The organism is Psychrobacter sp. TB55-MNA-CIBAN-0194 (assembly GCF_040309505.1).
GTDB classification, from domain to species: Bacteria; Pseudomonadota; Gammaproteobacteria; order Pseudomonadales; family Moraxellaceae; genus Psychrobacter; species Psychrobacter fozii.
On record NZ_JBEOOW010000005.1, the window covers coordinates 24,591 to 49,155 of the forward strand.

Consider the following 24,565-nt stretch of genomic DNA (forward strand, 5'->3'; position numbering starts at 1 on the left):
AAAAAGCACCTAACATAGGTGCTTTTTTATTGTTAAATATTTACAAAGACGGTAATTTATTTTTGAATCCATTGACTCATTTTTTCACGCTCAGCAGGTGTTGCTTGTAGCCAGATTTGCATAAACTGATCTAAATTACTGTTAGATGAATTAACGCTTGTCGTTTGCTGTACAGTGTTTTGATTCGCAACCGCTGGCTTGTCTAATGATGCAATAACACGTTGGTTTTGCATCTCAGCATCACCCGAGCCACCAAACACACCGCCTATTACGTTACCCAAACCTGAAAATAATCCGCCTTGGTTATTCGCCATACTTTGCTGGCTAGCGATCACAGTATTATCCTGCTGCACAGCTAACGTTGGACGTTTGGCATATTCTCTAGCCGCTTTATACTCTTCTGGTTGACTTGGCATAGTCAAACGATAGGTTTGATTATCAGCCAATTGTGCGGTCACACTGACGTTACCTGAACGCAAGTAATCATGCTCATCACGAGGCAGGTTATACAAGCGGTCATACTTAGCAGTGATGGCATGTTGTCCAGGTTCAAGCGTGAATTTTTTCACTAGAGGTTGAAAAGCACTCTGTTGAAGTTCTTGCCCATTAATAGCAGTGACCTTGATATGGTCATCAACCAACAGAGTGACCTCTGCTTGCGACAACATAGAGACAGAGCTTGCACCAATAAGTAACGTACCGATAGTCATTTTTTTTAGCAAAGAAGCATTGAGTTTCATAAGTGATTCCATTAATAGTAAAAACGTTTTGGATAAAAATATTCGTATTTTTAGGGCTAAAAGTCGAATGGCATAGTATGTTGATCTTGATCTGCAGAGTCATGATCTACTTGCGTCTCTTGCGCAATATCAGCAAGCTCTGCCGCTAGTGTCTGTTCATCAATAGTACGTAACGCATCACTTATGACTGCTTTGGATATATTGTTGCGGCCAAGATTAGAAAACATCGGTTGAATATAGTTGAGCACGTCCATCATCGCCCCGATACGGTGCGGGCCTTCCGTAAGCAAATAGTCAATAATCCTATCGTCAAACTGCCAGCCTCGTCGACGCAGGATAGACTGCAATAATGCCTGACGATCTGCCAGATCATGACCATTCGGTACTTTAAACGTAGGTGCTTGTGCCAAACGGGTCAATAAATCTCTCAGCTGAAAAGGTAAATCATCAGCAGGTTTATTGGCTGCAAACAATAACTGACGCTGACCTTCCCGACTACGATTAATCAAATGGAATAAAGCTTCTTGCCACTGACTGCTTTGCTCAAGGACTTCTAAATCGTCGATTGCGATCAGATCAAAGTTCTCTAAAGATGAAAGCACGTGGACATCGGCATGAATCAACTCGTTGAGTGACAAACAGATAGCAGATTTGTCCATCTCAATAAACGACTCACAGATTGCTGATAGCAAATGAGACTTACCAGTAGCAGGACTACCAAATAGATACAGCTGTCCTATCAGGCCGACATGTAACTGCCGCACTGCATCAATAATCGACATCCAACCAGGACCGGCAAAGTCGCTTAGACTTGCATCATGCTTAATGTCCAGATTGAGACTTAGCTGTGCTTCTGCCATGAATCATCAACTCGTTTTACGTAACACAATGGAAAATAGGAGGCATAACGGTCGTAGAACTGACTTTACTGTGTTCAATACGACTTGATATAAACTTGTGGCGTTGGTCTGCCGTGTTCTTGGCTATGGACATATCGTAGGACTACCATTATAAAAATGGCTCTTGCCAACGAATAACCACTGATACTACTAACACTGCGCCTATATATAACATATTTGCAAAATGACTGACAAGTCTTTTACCTATTAAGCCTTATCAACCGCCCTTTATCTCTCTCATAATTCTACCGCCAATTTATGATAAACACGTTAATTTGACAGTAAACCATCTAATTCTTTTCAAACAGAGCCAGTTGCTTACGGCCTTTATAAAAATCAGTCGAACGATAGTAAGCGTATAAATGGCGGAACAATACATTAAGCACCGCTGAGACAGGCAAGGCTATCAGCATACCGACGAAGCCTAACAAGCTGGCTCCTGCCAATACCGAAAAGATAACCCATAGCGGTGACAGACCAATCTTATCACCTAATAGCAACGGCTGCAGTACATAACCCTCAGCGGCCTGCCCAACCAAAAATGCACCAGCGATTAATGACAGATAAGTCCAGTCTAGTCCAAACTGGAAGAGGCATGCAGTAATGGCAGCGATGAAACCGATACCAAACCCCAAATAAGGAACAAAGCTAGCAACCCCCGCAACCATACCAATGATAAGTCCAAGTTCAAGACCAATGAGCTGCAACTGCACCGCATAAATCATGCCCAACAGCACCATTACCAATAACTGACCTTTAATAAAAGCCATCAATGCACGATCACACTCTCTGGCAATCTGAACAAACTTTTCATTATAAGCCGCTGGAACCGCCATTTTCCACGTATGCAAACGCTGATCCCAATTAAATAAGAAATAAAAGGTCAGAATAGGCACTAATACGATGAGTCCTGCATTATTAATAAAGCTCATACTTGAGGCAATGATATGGCTCATCATCGTGCTGGCATCTTCGAATTTATAATTCGTTTGCATGTAATCGACCAACGTCTCAGAAAACCCTTTTGACTCCAGCTCTGGCAAACTAATACGGCTGTTATTAACAAACCATTCTCGCACCACTTGGTTATACCAGTTCAACACTTTGGGTAAGTAGTCCCACGCCGCTTGCAACTGATTCCAAAGTGTCGGTATCAACCACCATAGCAGCAGCACCATTCCTAACGTAATGGTCGAATAGACAATGATAATCGCTATCCAGCGTTTGATATATTTCGATAGGCGTTTGACCAGCGGATTGAATAAGTAAGCGAGTACGAAAGCAAAGACAAACGGTATAATGACAGGCATCATTAAATACAATAAAAAGACAACCACCACCATAGCAACGACGATAAATAAGCGTCGAAAAAAGAGGTCGATTGGTTGGTTAATCATAACAAGTTATCCTAGGCGTAGGCTGATTTAAAGTTGCGATATGATTGCTTTGAAATAAGTGTTATTGAGTAACAACACCTTAATAGCAAACAGTTATTGACATTAGATTTAGATTCCCATTATCGCAGAGTACCGTTAAAAATCAGTCATTTTTTGTTTCTTGACGCTTTATTTGCCACTTAAAGCAAGTCTTCACTAAATATCAGTCAAATATCCGCAAGTTGCTTTGCGAGTGAGGGTCGTTTTTGGGTATAATGCGCCCACTATATTCAGAATTAACACGACCAACTCGCTTTTCTACCGATAGACCTTCATTCCCTATAAAATTTGTGAGATGACCATGAGTAACAAGCCTTCTTTAAGCTACAAAGATGCCGGCGTTGATATTGATGCAGGCGATGCGTTGGTTCAACGTATTAAATCAGTGGCAAAAGCCACCTCTCGTCCTGAGGTTGTGGGCGGACTTGGCGGTTTTGGCGCGCTTTGTCGTATTCCGACCGGTTACACCTCACCTTTATTGGTTTCAGGCACTGACGGCGTAGGTACCAAGCTTAAACTGGCCTTACAACTGAATCGTCATGACACTATCGGTATTGATTTGGTCGCTATGTGCGTCAATGACCTATTGGTTTGCGGCGCTGAGCCATTATTCTTTTTAGATTACTATGCAACGGGCAAGCTTGATGTTGACGTAGCGGCGACTGTCGTAACTGGTATTGGCGAAGGTTGTAAACTATCAAACTGTGCGCTAATCGGTGGCGAAACGGCTGAAATGCCAGGCATGTATCAAGATGACGATTACGACCTAGCAGGATTTTGTGTGGGTGTGGTTGAAGAAGCAGAAGTTATCACTGGTGAAAATGTCGCAGAAGGTGATGTATTGATCGCCCTTGCCTCAAGTGGCGCGCATTCAAACGGTTATTCATTGGTTCGTAAAGTCATCGAAGTGAGTGGCGTTGATGTCAGCACTAGTGATGCACAATTAGATGGTCAGCCTATCCAAGATGCACTAATGGCCCCTACCCGAATTTACGTCAAAGCCATCAAAGCTTTGCAAGACACCCTTGGTAGCTCAGCCCTTCATGCCATGTCACATATCACAGGTGGTGGCTTAACAGATAACTTACCGCGTGTATTGCCTGAAACAATAGCCGCTAGCATCGATACCAATAGCTGGCAGTTTTCAGAACTATTCACTTGGTTACAAACCCAAGGTAACATCGAGCAGAGTGAAATGTACCGCACCTTTAACTGCGGTGTTGGCTTTGTAATTGTTGTTCCTAAAGATAAAGCTGAAGCGGCTATCAATATATTGAATGACGCTGGCGAAAAAGCATGGCAGTTAGGCGAAATGGTCAGTCGTGAAGTGGATGCAGTGGTGTACCGTTAATGCTAGCCAATAATACCAGTCGCGCCAACAAGCCGTTACGTATCGCTGTTCTGGTATCAGGCAGTGGTAGCAATTTGCAAGTATTGATCGATGCCATGCAAGCTGGCGCACTACCGATTGAGATAGTAGGTGTCATTAGCAATCGTGATGACGCTTATGCCGTCACTCGTGCCAATGATGCTGCTATTCCAGTCGCAGTACTGTCACACGTTGCTAACGGCAAACGCATGGGCATCAAAACTTTTGAAACTCATGCAAATGCACAGCTTGTTGAATGGCAACCTGATTTAATAGTATTAGCCGGTTTTATGCGTGTATTAAGCGGCCCATTTATCGATAATGCGCCAGCGCCCATGATTAACTTGCACCCTTCTCTATTGCCTGTTTATAAAGGGCTTGATACCCATCAGCGGGCGATACAAGCAGGTGAACGTCACCACGGCTGTAGTATTCATGTCGTCACTGCCGAGCTCGATGCGGGCGCTGTTTTGACTCAAGCGCTGCTAGAGATCAATCAAACAGAGACAGCTAATAGCCTACAAGCACGTATACAAAAACTTGAGCATAAATTGCTGCCTTGGACAATTTTGCTATTAGCAAATAAAGTATTGTCACTTGATACTAGTAATACAGCTAAAGCAAGTTACTTGCCAGCCTTGCCATTACAGCTTTTTATGAACGCTTAGATTGGCATTAGAGCATGATAAGTTAGCTCGAACCTAGTTTTGGCACGTATAACATTTTTACATGAAAAAGCCCAGTTAACTCGTAGTGAGCGACTGGGCTTTTTTTATTCAATGGTCATCTAATGACGACCATATTAATATCTAGCAATAATATCAACCGCCATTAGAAGACATGCACAGCCTTGATATTTACAAACTCTTTGATACCAAAACCGCCATGCTCACGACCATAACCTGAATTTTTTACACCACCAAATGGTAATGCAGGGTTGGCTAGACCGTAACCATTGATATAGACCATACCCGTATCAAACTCCTCACGTGCTAGACGTACTGCTTTGTCTGTATCTTTTGAGAAGATTGCACCACCTAAACCATAACGGCTGTCGTTAGCGATACGTAAGGCATCGTCCTGGTCTTTTGCGCGAATGAGGGAAGCCACAGGGCCAAACAACTCATCATCATAGGCAGGTTGACCTTTTTCAACGTTTTCTAAGATAGTGGCTGGATAAAAACTGCCTTTGCTATCAGGAACTTTACCACCAACAGCAATCGTTGCACCTTTAGCCACACTTTGCTCTACTTGCTCATGTAACTGTTCTTGTAGATCTTTGCGAGCCAATGGTCCGATGTCTGAGCTATCATCCATAGGATCGCCATATTTCGCACCTTCGAACTTCTCAACAATACGCTTGCGGAATTCGTCATATACACTATCCACTACAATGAAGCGTTTTGCGGCAACACAAGTTTCACCGTTATTGATCAGACGTGCTTGTGTACAAGTTTCTACTGCTATATCTAAATCAGCATCTTCTAATACGATGAAAGCATCGTTTGAGCCAAGCTCTAATACCGCTTTTTTGATAGCTTTTGCCGCTTGTTGACCAACGATGACACCTGCTTTATCGCTACCAGTTAGTGTGACCCCGCGTACTTTGTCGTTGTTAATTAATTTCTCTGACTGGTCATGACCAATGATAATGGTACGGAAAAGATCATTTGGCAGTTCAGACTCATGAAGTATTTTTTCGATTAACAAACCAGAGCCTGTTACGTTAGAAGCGTGTTTTAGCAGGATACTATTACCTGCCATCAAATTGGCAATGGTATAACGGAATACCTGATACGCTGGGAAGTTCCAAGGCTGCATACCATAAATGATACCAATAGGTTGATAGCTGACCAATCCTTTTCTCATGCCCTCAATGTCACGTACGTCGTCAGCCAGTGATTCAACACCGTTTTCAGCAGTATAATCACAGATTGCCTTACACAGATCAATCTCTTCTAAACTTTGGCTATATAGCTTACCGCGCTCTTCTGTCATCAGTTTAGCCAGCTCTTCTTTGTACTCGATTAGCTTATCACCAATAGATTTAATCGCTCGGCCACGTTCTTCGTGGCTAACAGTACGCCATGCTAAAAATGCTTCATGTGAAGCATCAACAATTTTATTAACTTCGTCTACGCTCATGTAATCGTAATTCTTGATCTCTTCACCCGTAGTTGGGTTGATAGTAGTGATATCTGACATATTATTGTCCTTGTTATATTTTATTTTATGTTTAGTATTTTCAGTTTATAAAATAAGCATCGGTACTGCTTTTTGGCTCAACATACTTGCCAAACGTTATGCAATAAGTTCTTGTTGTATCGTAAGTTCTTATAGCAACCAATCACTCAAATAGGTAGCAGCTTGTTTGTGCGCTACTTTCTATCTGTGGCCATCATAACAAGGTAATTTGGATGATAGGTTTACAAGATATAAAGAAGTGTGCGTAAGATGTTAAGAGTGTGGCTATCTTATTAACTACGCTTAAGTTGTAAGTAGTTTGAGTTATGGACGAGGTATTTGAGTAAATTTAGACCAATAAAAACCAGCCCTGCGGCTGGTTTAATAAAAAATTTATCTGTCTTAAAAAATAATCAATCTAAAATAGATGGTTCATCACAGGTATCTCCTGCGGTGGGTTTTCTTCTTCGTCAACGATTTGACGAGCCACATGCATGATAAGTTGGCGTAACCAACGATGAGCTGGATGATGTTGCAATAGTGGCGACCATGCCATGGTTAGCTCGAACTCAGGAATAAAAAATGGTGGCTCTTCCATTTTAATACTGTCGTTATTTGCCTGCATTTTTGCCACACGAGTTGGCAAAGTTGCTACCAAATCTTTATTAGCAGCAAGCATGGCTGGCATCTGATAATGACGAGTAAAGACACTGATTTGACGTTTTTGACCGAGGCGTTGTAGCGCTTGATCGATAGACCCTAGACCACCTGATTTTTCAGGATTGACCCCAAAGCCGACACCCATGCCAGTTTTAGAGACCCAAACATGCTGCGCTTTTAGATAGTTTTTTAAATTAAAACGATTGGCATAAGGGCTGTCGGAAGACAACAGACAACTAAAAGTATCACGCCACACCAACACTTGGTGAAAGCTCTGTGGTATCTCATTGAAACGGTTAATCGCTAAGTCAACGCGCCCCTGCTCCATATCACGGTAAGAGACGTCTGATGGTGTCAAAAAGTCCAAAATAACATTAGGTGCTTCTGAGCGTAGTGCTTTGACCAGTTTAGGCACCAAAGTCGCTTCTGCATAATCCGACGTCATAATACGAAAGACGCGAGAGGTACTATAAGGACGGAATTCAGTACGTGGCTCTAACACTTGCGTCAAATCTGCCAGTATCTCACGAATACGAGGTTGCAACTCTAAAGCCCGCTCCGTTGGCGTCATACCTTCAGATGATCGAACCAATAGAGGGTCATTAAACAATTTGCGCAGACGGCGCAAAATGTTACTCATCGCAGGTTGGGTAATGCCAAGCTGCTCAGCTGCACGAGTGACATTTTTCTCTCGTAACAACACATCTAGATGTACCAATAAGTTTAAATCTACCCGCTGCAAATTCATATATAGTTCTCTTGGCCTTTGGATAAGTGCCGTTATAAGCTTGGCATTTTTGGTGCTGTTCTAACAATTTATGGTCTATAACAGTGTAATTCTGCTATTTTTTTATCTGATTTTATGCGATATCTGCTAAGTATAACCTAAACTGTCTAATGTAAGGTACTGTTATATATGAATTATAACTAAAGAAAATACCCAAGATAATAATCATAAATTAGATAAATCTTGGTAAGGCAGTTATAGTAAGTCTCATAGGATGACTTGTAACGCAAACGATACAGCTTAGTTTTATAGACTGGCTACATTCATTTGACCGACACAATTATATAGTATATTGATGGTCTTTATCGGTAGCATCATACGATGAATTGACTACTTAAAAGACCGTTATAGTCATTAGACAATGACTAAATCTATCGCACAAACTGTTTATTATTGTAACATTTCTTATTGCCGATAATGACATCGCCACTCAATAAAGAAAGCAAGTGCCTTAGAAATATATGAATAAGCTCAGCAACCTTTTATACATTACCTATTGTTTTTTCACTACCAAGTTCTAGTAATTCTCTTGTACTAGTGACTAAGTTTGTTTAGGGTAAATAAGGCTTTAACTGATAGCTTGTAATTCTGTCTGACCTTATAAGATGTCAATAGCACTAATATAAAGTCTAAATGTATACCTTTTCAGTCATACACAATCGTCATTATTTTAGCACTTAACTTATTTGTTTTTACACCCCACCAAGGAGACATAGATGTCAACTGCATATAAATCAGCGATCGACCTAGTACGTGAATTAAAGCAAAAGCACGGTAACTGGCAGAATATCAGCGAAACCGATGCGGCACGTATGATGTCACAAAACCGTTTCAAAACGGGCTTGGATATCGCAAAATATACTGCAAAAATCATGCGTCAAGACATGGAAGACTATGACAATGATACGTCTCAGTACACACAGTCTCTAGGTGCATGGCATGGTTTTGTTGCACAACAAACTATGTACGCTAAAAAGAAATATTTTGGCACTACTTCTAAAACTTATATTTACTTATCAGGTTGGATGGTTGCAGCTCTACGCTCTGAGTTTGGTCCACTACCTGACCAATCTATGCATGAAAAAACCTCAGTACCTAAGCTAATCGAAGAAATCTACACGTTCCTACGTCAAGCCGATGCTAAAGTATTGAACGATTACTTCCGTGAGCTAAACGCTGCTGAAGAAGCTGGTCAAGATACTTCAGCTATCGTAGAAAAAATCGAAAACTTTGATTCGCATGTTGTGCCAATCATTGCTGATATCGATGCAGGTTTTGGTAACGAAGAAGCCACTTACCTACTGACTAAGCAAATGATCGAAGCAGGTGCTTGTGCCATTCAGGTTGAAAACCAAGTATCTGATGCTAAGCAATGTGGTCACCAGGCGGGTAAAGTAACTGTACCGCACGAAGACTTCATCTCTAAGCTAAACGCTATCCGTTATGCATTCCTAGAACTTGGTGTTGAAGACGGCGTTATCGTTGCACGTACCGATTCTGAAGGTGCATCACTCACGCAAAAAATTCCAGTATCAAATGAGCCAGGCGATCTAGCTTCTAAATACATCGACTTCATCGAAATGGAAGAAGTTACTTTAGAAAATGCTCAAGAAAACGACAGCTTGCTTAAGCACAACGGCAAACTAGTACGTCCAGTTCGTCTGCAAAATGGCCTATATCAGTTCCGCGAAGACACAAACATTGACCGCGTTGTACTTGACTGTGTGACCGCTCTAGAAAACGGTGCCGATCTACTATGGATTGAGACACCAACGCCAGACGTAGAACACATCAAAATGATGGTTGACCGTATTAAAGAGCAACAGCCTAAAGCGAAGCTTGTATACAACAACAGCCCATCATTCAACTGGACGCTTAACTTCCGTAAGCAAGTTATCGCTCAGTGGGAAGAAGAAGGCAAAGACCTCTCTGCATACAATAAAGATGACTTGATGAGTGCTGATTACGACGGTACTGAGCTTGATGCAGCAGCTGACGTAGCCGCTAAGAACTTCCAACGTGATGCGTCACGTGAAGCGGGTGTATTCCATCACTTAATCACCCTACCGACTTATCACACGACTGCACTTAGCGTTCATGAACTTGCTAAAGGCTACTTCGGTGAAGAAGGCATGCTTGCTTATGCAGCTGGCGTACAACGTAAAGAAATCCGTGAAGGCATCGCTTGTGTTAAGCACCAAGCAATGGCGGGTTCTGACCTAGGCGATGATCACAAAGAAATCTTCTCTGGTGACAACGCACTTAAAGCTGGCGGCGGCAAGAACACAATGAACCAGTTCTAATAACCGACTCTCTATAAATAATTGCTAAAAAAGCCGCCCTACATTATGTAGGGCGGCTTTTTTATGGCTGTTTATTGATACTCTGTCATTGTGAGCTTTTTAAGCTTCAATTCTAGGGCGTGTCCTCATTTTAAAAATGATGATAAGAATGAGATAAGTTGTCGTCAAACGAGGAAAATAGCGCAGATAATATCAGGATATTAACCAGCTATTTGACGACTTTTGGCAAAATTTAGCTATTTTTAGCTCATTTAGAGGACACTCGTTTGAATTGAGAACACGCCCTAATGCTTAGCATCCTTGCTATCAGTCTCTTTAGCACTGTCGGTATTATCATCTACCTGATTGCTCTTTATACCCTCTGAATGATGGACGTCTTGGTTTTCACCCATCAGATTACGTCGTAAGTGTTCTACACGAGGGCTGTGTTTAAAAAACTTACGATAGATCGCTTTTATCATTCTATAAATGAGATAAAAAACACCACCAAGCACCACTAGCCACCACAATTGTATAATGCCAAGTGCAAATGACCTGAGCATACTCCAACCATCTTTGAATGATTTGTTGACTTCGGTGCCAAAACTCGGCCGCTCAGCATCTATCAAAACGTCTAGGTTTTGCGTGGTTTCTTTATAGCTGACATCTGGCTGCATAAAGCTCAGATTGATTGTACTATATTTAATTTTATCGGCGATATCCATTTGCTCAAGCTTTGCCAATTCTTTTTGGCGACGTGCTGCATAAGTAGCGGTGATAGCATCGACATTACTACCCTGATCTTTATCATTTTTGCTATCGAGACGCTCTTGACTGAGCTCATCCGCCATATCGCTATTTAGCTGACTTGCCAGCTGTTCACGATAAATATCCAAAGTAACGTCTTGTGCTGTGAACTCTTGACCATTCAAAAAAGCCACTTGCTGCTGCATTTGCTCCAAGAACTTATTGACGTTGATACGAGGAACCCGAACCGTCATTTCAGCTTGGCGATTATAGGTTGTGATTGTAATATTTTTATCACCTTGGAGAAAGGTTATATCACTACGTGGATAGTTGCTAATATTACTGAGCGCCACATAGCCACCCTGCTGCCGTGTCAATGTCTCAATAGCAGCACTACTCTTGACCACGTCTTTGACAGTAAAATTTGCACTGGCATTGATCAGCAGCTCTTTACCTTGTATCTGGATATTAGCGGCCTGACTAGCAAGTGTCTGCTCACTACTTCCTGATAAGCTCTCAACCGTCAGTTCATTGGCTTGATTGCCAGCCTCTGACTCTGGCTCTGCAACAACTGATTGTTCAGACATCACGGTATTGATATCAGCACTAACGTCTTGTTCATTCGCATAATCGCTTGGCTCCTCTGAGGCACTTTCTGCATATTCCTCAGATTGACTACAACCACTCATCAGTAATACAGATCCGAGCATTACCGCTGCTATAGCTAATGACAAACGATTAGGTTGTGATGATGTTTTAAGCTTACTCATCATAGAGTCGTGCTGCCTATCAAAACCAACCTGCTTTTTCAAAAGATGGCTTTCAGATACCATAAGGATTTCTCTCATTATTAAATATACTTTTGTTCAATATTTTCTCAATTATAACGACAATAAAACAAAAGTGTATTTTTTATAGAAAAACACATAGATAGTTCTATAGAATATTACTTGTTATTAGATGATAGCTTTCATACGATAGCGTTGACTGAATCTAAAAAAGTACCAAGTAGCCGAGTACAGATGTGTAGTACTTTCACTCGACTTCCTTGTATCCAAATTATATTGAGCCGACTATAGATTGACTAAAGTACTCACTTAACGTTTATTAAAATAATTGGGAGCCACCATGCAAGAGATAGAACTGAAGTTTTTGGTGCCAGAATCACGGCTAAAAGGCTTGATGCGTCAAGCTCAAGTCAAATCCTCACAGCTGACGCAACTGGCTGCCCATTATTACGATACGCCTGACCAACAGTTGGCACAGTCAGGTATTGGCTTGCGTATTCGTAAAGAAGGCGATTCGTGGGTACAGACTATCAAAGCTGGCGGTGATGGTATTGCAGCGCGCTTAGAGCACAATGCGGTGTTAGATAACGAACAAGTACAAGCAATGCTCGATACCAACTCCCTTATGCCTGATTTGACCATTTATAAAGACACACCAATCGCTCCTGCATTGTCTGACTTTAAGCTCAAAAAGCTGGCAAAAACACTGACGCGACTATATGTCACTGATGTACAGCGCACCACTCGATTACTGGTAGAAGACAGTAGCGATCAAATAGATAATCAAGTAAATAATAGCATCGAGATTGCCTACGATCATGGAGAGATTATTCATGGTAACGATGATGCCCAGCGAGAAGTTATTCAAGAGATAGAGTTCGAACTGGTATCAGGAGATTTAGATTTTCTGTTTATGACAGCCAAAACTTGGTGTCAGCGCTATAAGCTATGCTTATCTACTGTAACCAAGGCTGAACGCGGTGGATTGCTCATCAACGGACAGAATCATAGCCCAGCCGTTAGCGCTGATCTTAGCCAGCTAAACATCAATAAAAAAACTAGCATGCCTTCCTTTGTAAGGGCTGCCGTACATAACTGTCTGCTGCAAATACTACCGAACAGCAGTGCTATCGTGGCTAGTAGCACTGACAGTGGCCACATCTTGCAGTTACAGATAGGCATTCGCCGCTTATGTGCTGCCCTAGATGCGTTTGCTAGCTTCTCTGATGAAATCAATCCTTATTGGCAGCCAATACTAAACCAAACGGCCACCTTACTTGGCGATTATCAGGAGCTGGATTACCTAGCAAATTATATCGAACCTAAGCTGCAAGAATATGGCGCACCTGAGACTAACTGGACGACGGATATTGATGCTCTCAAAATCAAGCCTATCGACGCCATCAGCGTCCCTGATTTTCAGCTGACCTTATTAGAACTCATTGCTTTTACCATGAGTGATCCAAGCCTTGAGCCTCAAAACAACAAGCTTGCTATCGATAAAATCGTAAAAATCCTATCCAAGCAACATGAAAATCTGCTCCAAACCAATGACGAGCTTGGTGAGGAAGACAATGTTGAAAACGATAGTATGGATTTAGAAGACATTGATTTAAAAAATATTGATTTAGAGGATGTTGATTTAGAGAGTACGGACTCAAATCTTGATACTGATGAGCAAGCAGGCTTTGAATTGCATCAGCTAACAGATTTGCTTTATATTACTGAGTTTTGTGCGCCTCTATTAAGTAAGAAAGCATCTAAGAAACACACCAAACACCAGCTAAAATATTTGATCAAAGCGCAAAAATCACTAGATAAACATCATAGCTATGCACAATATCAACAGCGTTATCAGATAAAATCAGCTGTAGATAATAATGCATTATATGGTGCAGGTTGGTTTGCAGCCGCACTCAAAAAAGACACGAAACACAGCGAAAAACGCTTAGCCAAAGTGAGAGATCGTTCGATATTTTGGTAAAACGTTCATAGTGAAATAGCAAAAAATTAGAATAAAAAAGACAGCTCACTCTATGAGGGCTGTCTTTTTTATAACTTTTAACTCAAGCAAATTGCTATAGATTATGGTATCAATATGTTTGTACTGTCACTCTATTTTATTCATCTATCCCACAGTCGGTTCAATATAATTTGGAGACAAGGAAGGCGATTGAAAGTACTACAAGTAGTAGACTAAGCGAGACTGGCACCGTATCCAATTTATAGAGGGTTGACTATACTATTCAGCTATAATAGTCACAAACGTCCCCTCGCTGACTTGCTCAAATAACTGAATGATATCCGCGTTACGCATACGTATACAGCCATGTGAAAATGGTGCGCCCATTGGCTCAGTATCTGGTGTGCCGTGTATATAGATATAGCGCTCATAAGTATCGCAGCCACCTTGGCTGTTACGACCTTTATTCACTTCTTCCTCGAGACCACTTAGCCAAAGGATACGGCTCAATATCCAATCGCGTTCAGGATGAGACATGCCGAGCTCCGCATTATATATCTCACCTGTGGGCACACGGCCTATAAACACAGCGTTGCTAGGGACACTACCCCCTATTTTTTCGGCAATGACATGTTTACCAAGTGGTGTACAGCCACTATCTTGCTGACTACCGATGCCGTTTTTAGCAGTCGATATCGAGTATCCTGCTATTTCTTTATTCTGCTGGTGTACCGTTAAATATTGATGAGCGATGTTGATGATTATCTGTATATCAAGATTATTGCTGTTTGTCATAAATGCTTCCAACTATCAGTTATTTGTAAAAATACTGTTAGGGTAATTAGGACATATTGAACTTTCAACTAGGGCACTCACAGTGACTATATTAAGATTATTCAACACGTCCACGTAAAATGATTGAAAATTTCTATTATCAAGGGATTGTATCAAGGCATTGGGCACCGTAATATAGGGGCACACTTTTTGATGCTAGCAGATTATGACGACTATTTCACCGACACGTGTGTCGATGTATGATTTTCTATATCAAGATACCATACCAATGGTGTCTTTATTGGCAGATGCCGCAAAGCTTTCATTACCACAAGCCCGCTTAGCAATGGATGCCAGTTTGCAGGCAATTATTAGTGCCCTTCTCGCTTATCAGCAACGTTATGATGGTCAAGCCGTGAGTAAGAAGCTATTTGGGCGTGGTGCTGTCAAAGAGCTCCGTCAATACAACTCTATGAATTTTGCGACCATCAGTGCGACGTTATATCACCGTCACGATGCGGCAGATGCCATATTCTCTGATAACGCTCGGGTCATAAAAGCAAGCGATCATATTGCCAGTCAAATTGACACAACGACGCAACAAGTCCAAATTTTATTGACCTCTTTATGCGTGATTGTACTCCGTGAGCTGGCTATATTGGCAGAATACAGTCAACTCGATAATAACGAGATTAATAAATGGTTTGCGCTACAACCACAGTTTTTGTCATTAGCACGTTTTACAGTCAGTGAACCGGAAACCCTATCAGCCGAACTGGCTAATAACAACGACGAAGCGCCTGTTTTAGCAGCCGAAAATACAGTGGACACGGGAGCTGAAAATCCATCAGAGACTGGTCTATTAAGTGCTGAGCAGCTCTCAAGCACCCCACCACCTTTCGATCCTTACTGGTACGAACTGACGGCATTCAAACCTGAAAGCTATGAGCCTGTTCAAGACATGCAACTGGCTACAGGTAACTATTTGAAAGCCATTGGCCGCTCACCTGATAACTTGCAACAAGGACGCCATAACGACATGCTGGTGTTTGCTGAAATGCATGATATTGCATTGCCACATCAACGTTGGTTACTACAGCTCGCAAAAATATCAGACATCTATCTCAGTCGCAATCGACTGCGCGTAAATTCTGAACCTACTACCCCGCCCAAGCCGCCTTTGGTTAGCTTAGGTCTAATCAGTGGCAATAGCGACAACACGCCGGCAACGATCAGTGAAAAACCGATTGAATACGAGGCTGCCACACCACTTTGGAAAAACCCCGTTATTCTCATTATCATTTTGGTCATTAGTATACTGGGTGGATTGGCAACCCTCAAATATCAAATGCAAAAGTCTGACGGTGCTATGTTAGCAACAGAAGAGGTACTACTGGAACAAAAGACTCTTGAAGAACGCCAGCAGCAAGATGTAGCAATAGTGATGGTAGACGATGAAGATGTTGTAGAAACAGCTGAAGCTGAGTAGACGCAAACAACCATTTAAACGTAGCTGTTGTCATAAGTATTTAAGCACAGACTATTAGCAATAAAAAAGAGGCTCTGTATAGAGCCTCTTTTTTTACGATTTAATTTTCTAATTGATTACGAGTAATCTAACAATCTTACTTCGATAAATCGCGACCACGGCTGGCTTCGATAGCTAGACGTAGACCATTAAGACGGATGAAACCTTCAGCATCTTTTTGATCATAAGCGCCTGCATCATCTTCAAAAGTTGCGATCTTTTCGTCAAATAACGAATCATCTGACTTACGTCCAACCACGCTCACTGCACCTTTATATAGCTTCATGCGAACCGTACCGTTGACATATTCTTGTGATTTGTCAATCAACGCTTGCAACATCATACGCTCAGGACTGAACCAGTAGCCGTTGTAGATGGTTTTAGCGTAGCGTGGCATTAGCTCATCTTTTAGATGTGCGGCTTCACGATCTAAGGTCAATGACTCAATACCGCGATGTGCTTTTAGCATAATCGTACCTGCTGGCGTCTCGTAGCAACCACGTGACTTCATGCCAACATAACGGTTTTCTACGATATCTAAACGTCCGATACCATGTTTACCACCAATCTCATTGAGCTTGATCATAATTTCAAAAGGCTTAAGCGCTTCGCCATCGATAGCAACGATGTCACCTTTTTGATATTCTAGCTCTAGATATTGTGCTTCGTCAGGCGCTTCTTCTGGGCTGACTGACCAGCGCCACATATCATCTTCTGCTTCAGCATATGGATCTTCTAGGATTCCGCCTTCATAAGAGATATGTAGCAGGTTGGCATCCATTGAGTATGGAGATTTTTTCTTATTACCCGCATAATCAATCGCAATGTTGTGCTCTTTTGCATATTCCATCAAGCTTTCGCGGCTAGACAAGTCCCACTCACGCCAAGGGGCAATGGTCACTACATCTGGTGATAAGGCAACAGCACCTAGCTCAAAACGTACTTGGTCATTACCTTTACCCGTAGCACCATGGCTAATGGCATCAGCATTATGTTCTTTAGCAATCTCCACCAAACGCTTGGCGATTAGCGGGCGTGCGATAGAAGTACCGAGTAAATATTCGCCTTCATAGATAGCATTGGCACGGAACATTGGGAATACATAGTCACGGGCAAACTCTTCGCGCAAGTCTTCGATATGAATATGTTTGATACCCATGGCTTCTGCTTTGGCGCGTGCTGGCTCAACCTCTTCGCCTTGACCGATATCTGCAGTGAAGGTAATAACCTCTGCATCATAAGTCTCTTGCAGCCACTTAGCGATGATTGAGGTATCAAGACCACCTGAATATGCCAATACGATTTTATTAATATTTTTCGGATCAAGTTGAGCCATGAATAACTCCTATTATGAGAATTTAATTGTGGTAAAAGCGCTAAGATTCAATCGAAAGATAAACTACTGACTCAGTGTACATCATATTTACTATAGGCAAAAGTACCACTGCCATAAGGAGTAAGCTTTTGGTTGAATTGTACGGCAATGGATATAAGCTATCTATATGAGATTGTTATCTAATAACGATAAGCCAGATCGTTTTGTGCAGTCAAAAATCATTACTCTCCATAGAATGGTAGCAGAACAATCAAAACCTTCTACAGTGCGACCAATGAATTATGTACAGAGCGTTAGTCGCATATTTAGTCAAGTGGGCAAATCTGTTATGATAGCCACATAACACCACTCCGTTTTATTCCCATATATGACGACATAGAGCGCTACGACATTATGACTGATTCGATTAGAGAATTGACTATCCTTCAACCAGACGACTGGCATATTCACTTACGTGATAGCACAGCATTGAGTACGACAGTACCGCATGCCGCAAATAGCTTTAATCGTGTTATTTGCATGCCAAACCTAGTACCGCCTGTCAAAAATGTCGACGATGCACGTGCTTACCGCGCGCGTATCATGTCACATCTAGAAACTAGCGATTTGAGCATAGAGCGCAAAACGGCGTTCGACCCCCGTATGACCTTATATCTGACGGATAAAACGACTGCACAAGACATCGAGATGGCAGCAAAATCAGGTATCGTACAGGCCGTTAAGCTCTATCCTGCTGGAGCAACCACCAACTCTGCTGACGGCGTCACCAATATCAATGCTTGTGTTGATGTCTTTGAAGCACTAGAAAAATACGACTTGCCCTTATTAATACATGGTGAAGTCACTCAAGATCATATTGATATTTTCGATCGTGAAAAGCGCTTTTTAGATGAAGTGTTGGCACAGATTATCGTAAAGTTCCCTACCTTGAAAATCGTAGTCGAGCATATCACTACCAGTGATGCTGCGGACTTTGTATTGGCTCAAGGCAATCACGTTGCCGCCACTATTACACCTCAGCATTTGATGTTTAACCGTAATCATTTATTGGTCGGTGGCATCAAACCGCACTTTTATTGCTTACCTATTTTAAAGCGTGAAAGCCATCAAAAAGTATTATTAGACGTAGCAACTAGTGGCAATCCAAAGTTCTTCCTAGGTACTGATTCTGCTCCACATGCGACGGATAAAAAAGAAGCTGCTTGTGGCTGTGCTGGTTGTTATAGCGCTGCGACTGCCTTGCCGTTGTATGCCACTGCCTTTGATAGCGTTGGCAAAATAGACAAGCTAGAAGGTTTTGCCAGTCGTTTTGGTGCCCAGTTCTACGGGATGCCATTAAATGAGAGTACGATTACGCTTGTCAATACACCTATGCAAGTGCCTGTTGCCTATCCTTACTTCGATGGCAGTTCTCTCACCCCGCTTATGGCGGGTGAAACGCTACCATGGTCTCTTAGAGACTAGAGCACGCTAAGGTATATCATTATTCAGATTGTAAAACTTAAAAGTACTAAGTGCTAAGTGAACCAATTGATGACGTGCCTGACATAAAGCCCTCTATATTTTATTCTATAATATCTGTCATATCCCTATCTTAGGCGGTGTGACAGATATCATCACATACTTATTTTTCATTCAATATAACAGTACGACTGATAAAAGCGATTTTACCTGATATGACCACTCAAAACGATGCCACCTTGCCTGACAATACCGTGACAGATGAACAAGCACCAATACGCCTAAAAGATCGCTTTCGTAAGTTTTTACCTGTGGTCGTCGATGTTGAGACAGCTGGTTTTAATGCACAAACTGATGCTTTATTAGAAATTGCCTGTATTCCTGTGCTGCTTAATGAGCAAGGTGTGTTTTATCCTGGAGAGGCTTTCAATGCTCATATCGAACCTTTTGAAGGGGCAAATCTAGAGCCAAGTGCCCTCGCCTTTACAGGGATTGATCCTAAAAACCCACTGCGTAAAGCCATTGCTGAAGATGAAAAAACTGCCCTACGCCGGATTTTTAAGGGTTTAAAAGAAGTACGCCGTGAGGAAGACTGCCGTCAATGTGTATTAATCGGACACAACGCCCATTTTGACTTGGCATTTTTGAATGCTGCTGTGCTACGTACCAATAACAAGAGCCACAATCCGTTCCATAACTTTTCAGTTTTTGATACCGTCACGCTATCAGCACTCGCATTTGGTCAGACGGTACTGGCGCGGGCTTGTAAGGCAGCAGGGCTAGATTTCGATGGTAAAGACGCTCACTCAGCACTATATGATACGCAAAAGACTGCTGAGCTGTTTTGTCATATTCTTAACCATTACCCCATGCTGGCTAATGCAATGCATAATGAAGCAAATACAGATGAGTTACCTGACAGCGATAATAAATAAGCCACATATCCTATATTGCCCATGTCTCCTAATAGTGCTACTTTTAATACTTGATGACTTTGGCATCTTGATTTTACAATCAATAGGGATATGATTGATATCATGATCAACAAGCCTCTCGTTTAATTATTGAATATGGTATGGCCATCATTCAAAAGCAACAAACGAGTCGACGACCTGTAATTATGCACTCTGAAACGGTGTTGTCGTATCCTGTAGATGGTTTAAGTTGCCCACACTGCCTTATAGCATGACATTGCTCATACTATAAGGCTTGATAGGAGGGACTTTATCATGGATCCACAACTCAAATTATGGGGAACAATCATAGGCTATATGCTGCTAGCTTTGACGATTAGCGCTTGTACTTCTTTGTGGATTCGCTATCATTTAAAGCGTAAAGACTTACATCCTCGCCGTGCAATTAAAAAAAGATACTTAATTTTAAAAAGACGAAGAAAAAGGCTTGACAGCAAGCGCAGACACCATTAGAATACGCACCACTTCGGCATAAATGGTGAAAGCAGCTGAGGTGTTGTGTTACTAGTCCCCATCGTCTAGAGGCCTAGGACACCGCCCTTTCACGGCGGTAACGGGGGTTCGAATCCCCCTGGGGACGCCACTATTTGGCGTCACTCGTTAGCAAGTTTGCTGCAAAGCATCTATTAAGACTAACAAGCGTACCATTGAAAAGCCCAATCACATCGTGATTGGGCTTTTTTTTATGCGTGCATTTAACTGTCTCAAAAAGACGATACCTAAGATCTTCAAATGTATATCACTATTAATTTAATGCAGCTAGTAATGTGTACTATGAATACGTAACTTGATTTGCTGCTGCATCTATATTAAAAGTTTTATCGAAAATTTACTGACAAAAAAGCCAACATTGACTGTTGGCTTTTTAGATCGAATACGATTTCTTTATAAAATCTACCAGATTTTATCTGATAACATCAACCATAACAATGTCATGATAACCATCACACCAAGTACGGTTTGAATCAAAAAGAATGCTTGATGCTGACCGACCACCTTACTTAAGGTCACCCCTAATGTACTGTACTTAATAGGTGGTGTATCTATATTACCTGTTCTTGCCTGCTCTTCATAATACCCTTGTAGGATATCTACAAACCTTGGCCATTCACTAGAATCCCAATCGTAAGGCTTAAACGGCATAAAGTTTTTCAGCTCAGGCTCTTTTGTCATCCAACGTTCAAGTGTGACAGAACGTAGAGACCAATTCGTAAAACGGCGTTGGGAGATTTGTGAAAAATCTAGAATTTTTAGTTCTTTATGACGGTCATCTACTAGTAATCTATTTTTTAAATTAGTGAGCGCTTGTTCTGACCCTTCTACACACTGTAAGAAGTAACCATTGCCATAGCAAAGAATACCCGTGACGTTATCGGCTTGGTTCTGCTCAATCGAAATCTCTGAAATGTCGTTAAGCGTACTAGAGCCTGACAGACCAGTCGAAGTGATTTGGCTGATATATACAAGCTGGCAGAGATCTATTGTGACTGGATTTGTCGAATCATTAATTTTTGACAATTCGATTCTCCCTATTTTTAGATAAATGGAGCTAAAACAACCATACTAACTTTAGAAAAAACATAGAGACAAGACTTTTAGAAGCATCAAATTGGTCTGGTATATTATTGATTTTATAAATGTTTATACTAATTGTATTAAGTTGGTTACATCATAGGCTAGTTTAGTCATCAAAGCAATCTATGTTTGACAATACTGTTTGTATTTCATAACTGAGAAGACTTCAAATGAATGAAGTAGCCTATTTTTTATTTTTAAATAGGTGCTGGCTGAAATATGTGAGATATAGGCACACCTACATCTCCATTAAATAGACTTATTTGATACGATACAGGTAGTAGCAAACTAATGAGGAACAGCTATTGGAAATACTTTATGATAATCACGATTGTGCAGTCAGAATAGCTGCAAGTAAGATAGCATCATCTGGATAAGTGAGTTTTATGTTTTGGCGACTGCCCGTCACTAGACGAATAGGGAAATCTAAGTATTCAAAGGCACTGGCTTCATCCGTGATAGAAAGGTTATGGGTAAGAACATAAGCCAACACCCTCTTCAACTCACCTAATCGAAATACTTGTGGGGTTTGCGCTTGCCACATATTGCTGCGGTCGATAGTGCATTTAGCATAAGAATGTGCGTGGTTATGGTTACTACTAACAGTCTCATGCGTAAGCTCAGATTGGGCAGTAGAATAGACGTACGACTCTTTTAGCGTATCAGCCACAGGTGTTGCTAGGATAGCGCCATAAGGCTCTGTCATCGCCGCTTCGATCACTTGATTAATATCATTACTGGGTACAGCAGGACGCGCAGCATCATGAATCAACACTAAGTCTGAATCGTCAGCGCCTGAATGACTGATTGCCCCTACACCTGCCTGTACTGACTGCCAACGCTCAGCGCCGCCAATGGCATAATCTATAGGAAGTGCGAAATCGAGCATTTCAGCAGTGGTGTCATCTGCTGCAATGACCAACAAGCACTTATCAATATAATCACTACAGGCGAGCCTTGCTACACTATGCTGTAGCAGTGTCTGTCCTTGTAGCATCGTGTATTGCTTGGCAACAGACGCACCAAAACGACTGCCGCGACCAGCAGCGACGATCATGGCATGTATACGAGGTGTGGTATTCATAAGATAGTACTCATCAAACAGCTCTCATGGTTGAGACCCATGACAATATGGCTAAGGAAAAGTAAGTGCTAAGAGAGGTAAAGAGAACGAGGTGAACCGAATATCTATTCTAGATACTAATAGATAGTACTTTTTCGAAAATCAAGAACAATTAATAATTGCTGTGTGTAGTAGGTGCCGTAGATACTTGCACGAATGTCTCGTTTGGTTTAATCAAACCCAAATCTAAACGAGCATGCTCTTCTACTGCTTCAAGACCATTTTTTAAATCATATACGTCGGTACGTAATAAATTATTTGCGGCTACTTGGCTCTCATTCAAGCGCTGTTGCTCTTCTGTCTGAGTCATCAGTTCGTTGTGCTCGAAACGACCATTTTCGCCTAGCCAATACTGATATTGCAGCCCTAACAGAACGGCAACGGCTAACGCGAGTAACATAAATTGGCTAAAATATTTCATAAGAGGATAACGCCAAACGACAAAGATATAGTAAAAATTAGCTAAAGCAGCTAGGCAATATATAAACACAATAATGATTACATACTGCCCAGCTTTAACGTTAAGTCCTGATTAACTTGGACTTATTAACCACGTAGACCGATGAACTCTTCACGGCCACGATAGCTTGCACGTACTTGCTGCTCGATACGAAGCAGTTGATTGTATTTTGCGACGCGATCTGAGCGGCATAGCGAGCCAGTCTTGATCTGACCAGCAGCAGTACCAACCGCTAAATCTGCAATAGTACTGTCTTCAGTTTCACCTGAACGATGCGAAATAATCGTCGCATAACCGTTCTTCTTCGCCAGATAAATCGCATCTAGCGTTTCTGATAAAGTACCAATCTGGTTAAACTTGATCAAAATTGCGTTGGCAATTTTCTTATCAATACCTTCTTGCAAGATAGCAGGATTGGTTACGAATAAATCATCACCGACCAACTGAACTTTATCACCAATTTGCTCAGTTAAATACTTCCAACCATCCCAATCTGACTCATCAAGACCATCTTCGATAGAGATAATAGGATATTGACGTGCTAAACCAACTAAATAGTCTGAGAAGCCTTGGCTATCAAAAGATTTGTTACCTTCGCCTGCCAAGATATACTGACCATCTTTATAGAACTCACTTGCCGCACAATCTAACGCAAGATGAATATCTTCACCAGCTTTATAGCCGACTTGCTCAATCGCTTGCATAATGACAGTGATGGCTTCTTCGTTGCTACGTAGGTTTGGTGCAAAACCGCCTTCATCGCCGACCGCTGTATTCAAGCCTTGTGATTTTAGGACAGATTTTAAGCTGTGGAAAATCTCTGTACCAGCACGCAATGCTTCAGAGAAGCTCGAAAACCCAACTGGCTCAATCATGAACTCTTGGATATCTACAGTGTTATCCGCATGCTCGCCACCGTTTAAGATATTCATCATTGGCACAGGCATCGTGAGCGACGTCTGATTGCGCAAGTTGGCAATATATTGGTGTAATGGCAAGTTCTTTGATTTGGCAGCCGCTTTAGCCGTGGCAAGTGACACCGCTAGCATGGCGTTGGCACCAAGGCTGTCTTTGTTTTCTGTACCATCTAGCGCAATCATTGCATCATCGATGCCTTGCTGCTCTGTAACGTCTTTATCCATCAAAGCGCTACGGATTTGGCTATTCACATTGGCAACGGCTTTTTTCACGCCTTTACCCATGTAGCGATCTTTGTCGCCATCACGCAGCTCAAGCGCTTCACGTGAGCCAGTTGACGCGCCACTTGGTGCTGCAGCACGGCCAATCGTACCATCAGCCAAGATAACATCGGCTTCAATCGTTGGGTTACCGCGCGAGTCTAATATCTCACGAGCGCGAATGTCTTTAATTGCGGTGACGTTGTTGGTTTCTTCAGCGTACATAATGTCTGTTAATTCCTTTGGTCATGCCAAGTCTATGGGGTAAATAACGGCAGCTAGAATACAAAAAAGATAAAGC

The 24,565-nt window shown here is 41.8% G+C and carries 20 protein-coding genes and 1 tRNA gene; 9 read left to right on the top strand and 12 right to left on the bottom strand.

Annotated elements, in window-relative coordinates; all coding sequences use genetic code 11:
* Positions 1-56: 56 nt before the first annotated feature.
* The 3 genes from AAEY75_RS07215 to AAEY75_RS07225 form a co-directional block, all read right to left on the bottom strand.
* A complete protein-coding gene (locus AAEY75_RS07215) occupies positions 57-740 on the bottom strand; it encodes a DUF2057 family protein (RefSeq protein WP_197216762.1) in 684 nt (227 codons plus the stop codon).
* Between the two features lie 56 nt (positions 741-796).
* Entirely contained in the window at positions 797-1,600 is an 804-nt protein-coding gene (gene hda / locus AAEY75_RS07220) for a DnaA regulatory inactivator Hda (protein WP_197216760.1), read from the bottom strand.
* Positions 1,601-1,929: 329 nt separating this feature from the next.
* A complete protein-coding gene (locus tag AAEY75_RS07225) occupies positions 1,930-3,036 on the bottom strand; it encodes an AI-2E family transporter (RefSeq protein WP_352259233.1) in 1,107 nt (368 codons plus the stop codon).
* A 340-nt stretch (positions 3,037-3,376) separates the two neighbouring features.
* Between AAEY75_RS07225 and purM the strand changes: the two genes are divergently transcribed.
* Both purM and purN read left to right on the top strand, forming a co-directional pair.
* Positions 3,377-4,426 (top strand): phosphoribosylformylglycinamidine cyclo-ligase, encoded by a 1,050-nt coding sequence (gene purM, locus AAEY75_RS07230; RefSeq protein ID WP_352259234.1) that lies wholly within the window; start codon positions 3,377-3,379, stop codon positions 4,424-4,426.
* A complete protein-coding gene (gene purN, locus AAEY75_RS07235; RefSeq protein WP_352259235.1) occupies positions 4,426-5,112 on the top strand; it encodes a phosphoribosylglycinamide formyltransferase in 687 nt (228 codons plus the stop codon). Before purM ends, purN begins: the two co-directional genes overlap by 1 nt.
* A gap of 163 nt (positions 5,113-5,275) precedes the next feature.
* Here the strand turns inward: purN and AAEY75_RS07240 are convergent, their stop codons facing one another.
* Positions 5,276-6,649: an NAD-dependent succinate-semialdehyde dehydrogenase gene (locus AAEY75_RS07240; RefSeq protein WP_352259236.1), complete on the bottom strand. Its 1,374-nt coding sequence runs from the start codon at positions 6,647-6,649 to the stop codon at positions 5,276-5,278.
* A gap of 397 nt (positions 6,650-7,046) precedes the next feature.
* A complete protein-coding gene (locus tag AAEY75_RS07245; protein WP_110923131.1) occupies positions 7,047-8,036 on the bottom strand; it encodes a LysR family transcriptional regulator in 990 nt (329 codons plus the stop codon).
* Between the two features lie 755 nt (positions 8,037-8,791).
* Here AAEY75_RS07245 and AAEY75_RS07250 point away from each other — a divergent pair.
* The gene (locus AAEY75_RS07250) at positions 8,792-10,378 is read left to right on the top strand and encodes an isocitrate lyase (RefSeq protein ID WP_201550189.1); all 1,587 of its coding nucleotides are present in this window, start codon (positions 8,792-8,794) and stop codon (positions 10,376-10,378) included.
* Between the two features lie 284 nt (positions 10,379-10,662).
* Here the strand turns inward: AAEY75_RS07250 and AAEY75_RS07255 are convergent, their stop codons facing one another.
* A complete protein-coding gene (locus AAEY75_RS07255; RefSeq protein ID WP_352259237.1) occupies positions 10,663-11,937 on the bottom strand; it encodes a DUF4349 domain-containing protein in 1,275 nt (424 codons plus the stop codon).
* A gap of 295 nt (positions 11,938-12,232) precedes the next feature.
* On the opposite strand from AAEY75_RS07255, the gene AAEY75_RS07260 reads away from it, so the two are divergent.
* Complete coding sequence (locus tag AAEY75_RS07260) at positions 12,233-13,876, top strand: CYTH and CHAD domain-containing protein (protein WP_352259238.1); 1,644 nt, start codon at positions 12,233-12,235, stop codon at positions 13,874-13,876.
* Positions 13,877-14,134: 258 nt separating this feature from the next.
* Here AAEY75_RS07260 and AAEY75_RS07265 read toward each other — a convergent pair whose 3' ends face one another.
* A complete protein-coding gene (locus AAEY75_RS07265) occupies positions 14,135-14,650 on the bottom strand; it encodes a L,D-transpeptidase family protein (RefSeq protein ID WP_352259239.1) in 516 nt (171 codons plus the stop codon).
* Between the two features lie 205 nt (positions 14,651-14,855).
* Between AAEY75_RS07265 and AAEY75_RS07270 the strand changes: the two genes are divergently transcribed.
* Positions 14,856-16,118 carry a hypothetical protein gene (locus AAEY75_RS07270; protein WP_352259240.1) on the top strand — a complete coding sequence of 421 codons (1,263 nt, stop codon included), beginning with the start codon at positions 14,856-14,858 and terminating at the stop codon, positions 16,116-16,118.
* 136 nt (positions 16,119-16,254) lie between these two features.
* Here AAEY75_RS07270 and AAEY75_RS07275 read toward each other — a convergent pair whose 3' ends face one another.
* Positions 16,255-17,493, bottom strand: a complete 1,239-nt coding sequence (locus AAEY75_RS07275) for an argininosuccinate synthase (RefSeq protein ID WP_352259241.1) — start codon at positions 17,491-17,493, stop codon at positions 16,255-16,257.
* Between the two features lie 393 nt (positions 17,494-17,886).
* Here AAEY75_RS07275 and pyrC point away from each other — a divergent pair, with 393 nt between their 5' ends.
* From pyrC to AAEY75_RS07295, 4 genes are all read left to right on the top strand, one after another.
* A complete protein-coding gene (pyrC, locus tag AAEY75_RS07280) occupies positions 17,887-18,957 on the top strand; it encodes a dihydroorotase (RefSeq protein ID WP_352259242.1) in 1,071 nt (356 codons plus the stop codon).
* Positions 18,958-19,169: 212 nt separating this feature from the next.
* On the top strand, positions 19,170-19,889 hold the full coding sequence (rnt, locus tag AAEY75_RS07285; RefSeq protein WP_110923139.1) for a ribonuclease T: 720 nt from the start codon (positions 19,170-19,172) through the stop codon (positions 19,887-19,889).
* Between the two features lie 294 nt (positions 19,890-20,183).
* Entirely contained in the window at positions 20,184-20,381 is a 198-nt protein-coding gene (locus tag AAEY75_RS07290) for a hypothetical protein (protein WP_197102895.1), read from the top strand.
* 54 nt (positions 20,382-20,435) lie between these two features.
* Positions 20,436-20,511 (top strand) — tRNA-Glu (locus AAEY75_RS07295).
* A gap of 311 nt (positions 20,512-20,822) precedes the next feature.
* Here the strand turns inward: AAEY75_RS07295 and AAEY75_RS07300 are convergent.
* The 4 genes from AAEY75_RS07300 to eno form a co-directional block, all read right to left on the bottom strand.
* Positions 20,823-21,446: a BLUF domain-containing protein gene (locus AAEY75_RS07300; RefSeq protein WP_197216742.1), complete on the bottom strand. Its 624-nt coding sequence runs from the start codon at positions 21,444-21,446 to the stop codon at positions 20,823-20,825.
* Between the two features lie 382 nt (positions 21,447-21,828).
* Positions 21,829-22,587, bottom strand: coding sequence for a 2-C-methyl-D-erythritol 4-phosphate cytidylyltransferase (ispD, locus tag AAEY75_RS07305; protein WP_352259243.1), 759 nt, complete (start codon positions 22,585-22,587; stop codon positions 21,829-21,831).
* A 151-nt stretch (positions 22,588-22,738) separates the two neighbouring features.
* Positions 22,739-23,047: an FtsB family cell division protein gene (locus AAEY75_RS07310; protein ID WP_194197808.1), complete on the bottom strand. Its 309-nt coding sequence runs from the start codon at positions 23,045-23,047 to the stop codon at positions 22,739-22,741.
* Positions 23,048-23,172: 125 nt separating this feature from the next.
* A complete protein-coding gene (gene eno / locus AAEY75_RS07315) occupies positions 23,173-24,489 on the bottom strand; it encodes a phosphopyruvate hydratase (protein WP_352259244.1) in 1,317 nt (438 codons plus the stop codon).
* Between the last annotated feature and the right edge of the window lie 76 nt (positions 24,490-24,565).

Excerpts from the sequence above, each read along its gene's own strand:
- AAEY75_RS07215 (WP_197216762.1), bottom strand. The coding sequence starts at position 740 with ATGAAACTCAATGCTTCTTTGCTAAAAAAAATGACTATCGGTACGTTA.
- hda (WP_197216760.1), bottom strand. The coding sequence starts at position 1,600 with ATGGCAGAAGCACAGCTAAGTCTCAATCTGGACATTAAGCATGATGCA.
- AAEY75_RS07225 (WP_352259233.1), bottom strand. The coding sequence starts at position 3,036 with ATGATTAACCAACCAATCGACCTCTTTTTTCGACGCTTATTTATCGTC.
- purM (WP_352259234.1), top strand. The coding sequence starts at position 3,377 with ATGAGTAACAAGCCTTCTTTAAGCTACAAAGATGCCGGCGTTGATATT.
- purN (WP_352259235.1), top strand. The coding sequence starts at position 4,426 with ATGCTAGCCAATAATACCAGTCGCGCCAACAAGCCGTTACGTATCGCT.
- AAEY75_RS07240 (WP_352259236.1), bottom strand. The coding sequence starts at position 6,649 with ATGTCAGATATCACTACTATCAACCCAACTACGGGTGAAGAGATCAAG.
- AAEY75_RS07245 (WP_110923131.1), bottom strand. The coding sequence starts at position 8,036 with ATGAATTTGCAGCGGGTAGATTTAAACTTATTGGTACATCTAGATGTG.
- AAEY75_RS07250 (WP_201550189.1), top strand. The coding sequence starts at position 8,792 with ATGTCAACTGCATATAAATCAGCGATCGACCTAGTACGTGAATTAAAG.
- AAEY75_RS07255 (WP_352259237.1), bottom strand. The coding sequence starts at position 11,937 with ATGGTATCTGAAAGCCATCTTTTGAAAAAGCAGGTTGGTTTTGATAGG.
- AAEY75_RS07260 (WP_352259238.1), top strand. The coding sequence starts at position 12,233 with ATGCAAGAGATAGAACTGAAGTTTTTGGTGCCAGAATCACGGCTAAAA.
- AAEY75_RS07265 (WP_352259239.1), bottom strand. The coding sequence starts at position 14,650 with ATGACAAACAGCAATAATCTTGATATACAGATAATCATCAACATCGCT.
- AAEY75_RS07270 (WP_352259240.1), top strand. The coding sequence starts at position 14,856 with ATGACGACTATTTCACCGACACGTGTGTCGATGTATGATTTTCTATAT.
- AAEY75_RS07275 (WP_352259241.1), bottom strand. The coding sequence starts at position 17,493 with ATGGCTCAACTTGATCCGAAAAATATTAATAAAATCGTATTGGCATAT.
- pyrC (WP_352259242.1), top strand. The coding sequence starts at position 17,887 with ATGACTGATTCGATTAGAGAATTGACTATCCTTCAACCAGACGACTGG.
- rnt (WP_110923139.1), top strand. The coding sequence starts at position 19,170 with ATGACCACTCAAAACGATGCCACCTTGCCTGACAATACCGTGACAGAT.
- AAEY75_RS07290 (WP_197102895.1), top strand. The coding sequence starts at position 20,184 with ATGGATCCACAACTCAAATTATGGGGAACAATCATAGGCTATATGCTG.
- ispD (WP_352259243.1), bottom strand. The coding sequence starts at position 22,587 with ATGAATACCACACCTCGTATACATGCCATGATCGTCGCTGCTGGTCGC.
- AAEY75_RS07310 (WP_194197808.1), bottom strand. The coding sequence starts at position 23,047 with ATGAAATATTTTAGCCAATTTATGTTACTCGCGTTAGCCGTTGCCGTT.
- eno (WP_352259244.1), bottom strand. The coding sequence starts at position 24,489 with ATGTACGCTGAAGAAACCAACAACGTCACCGCAATTAAAGACATTCGC.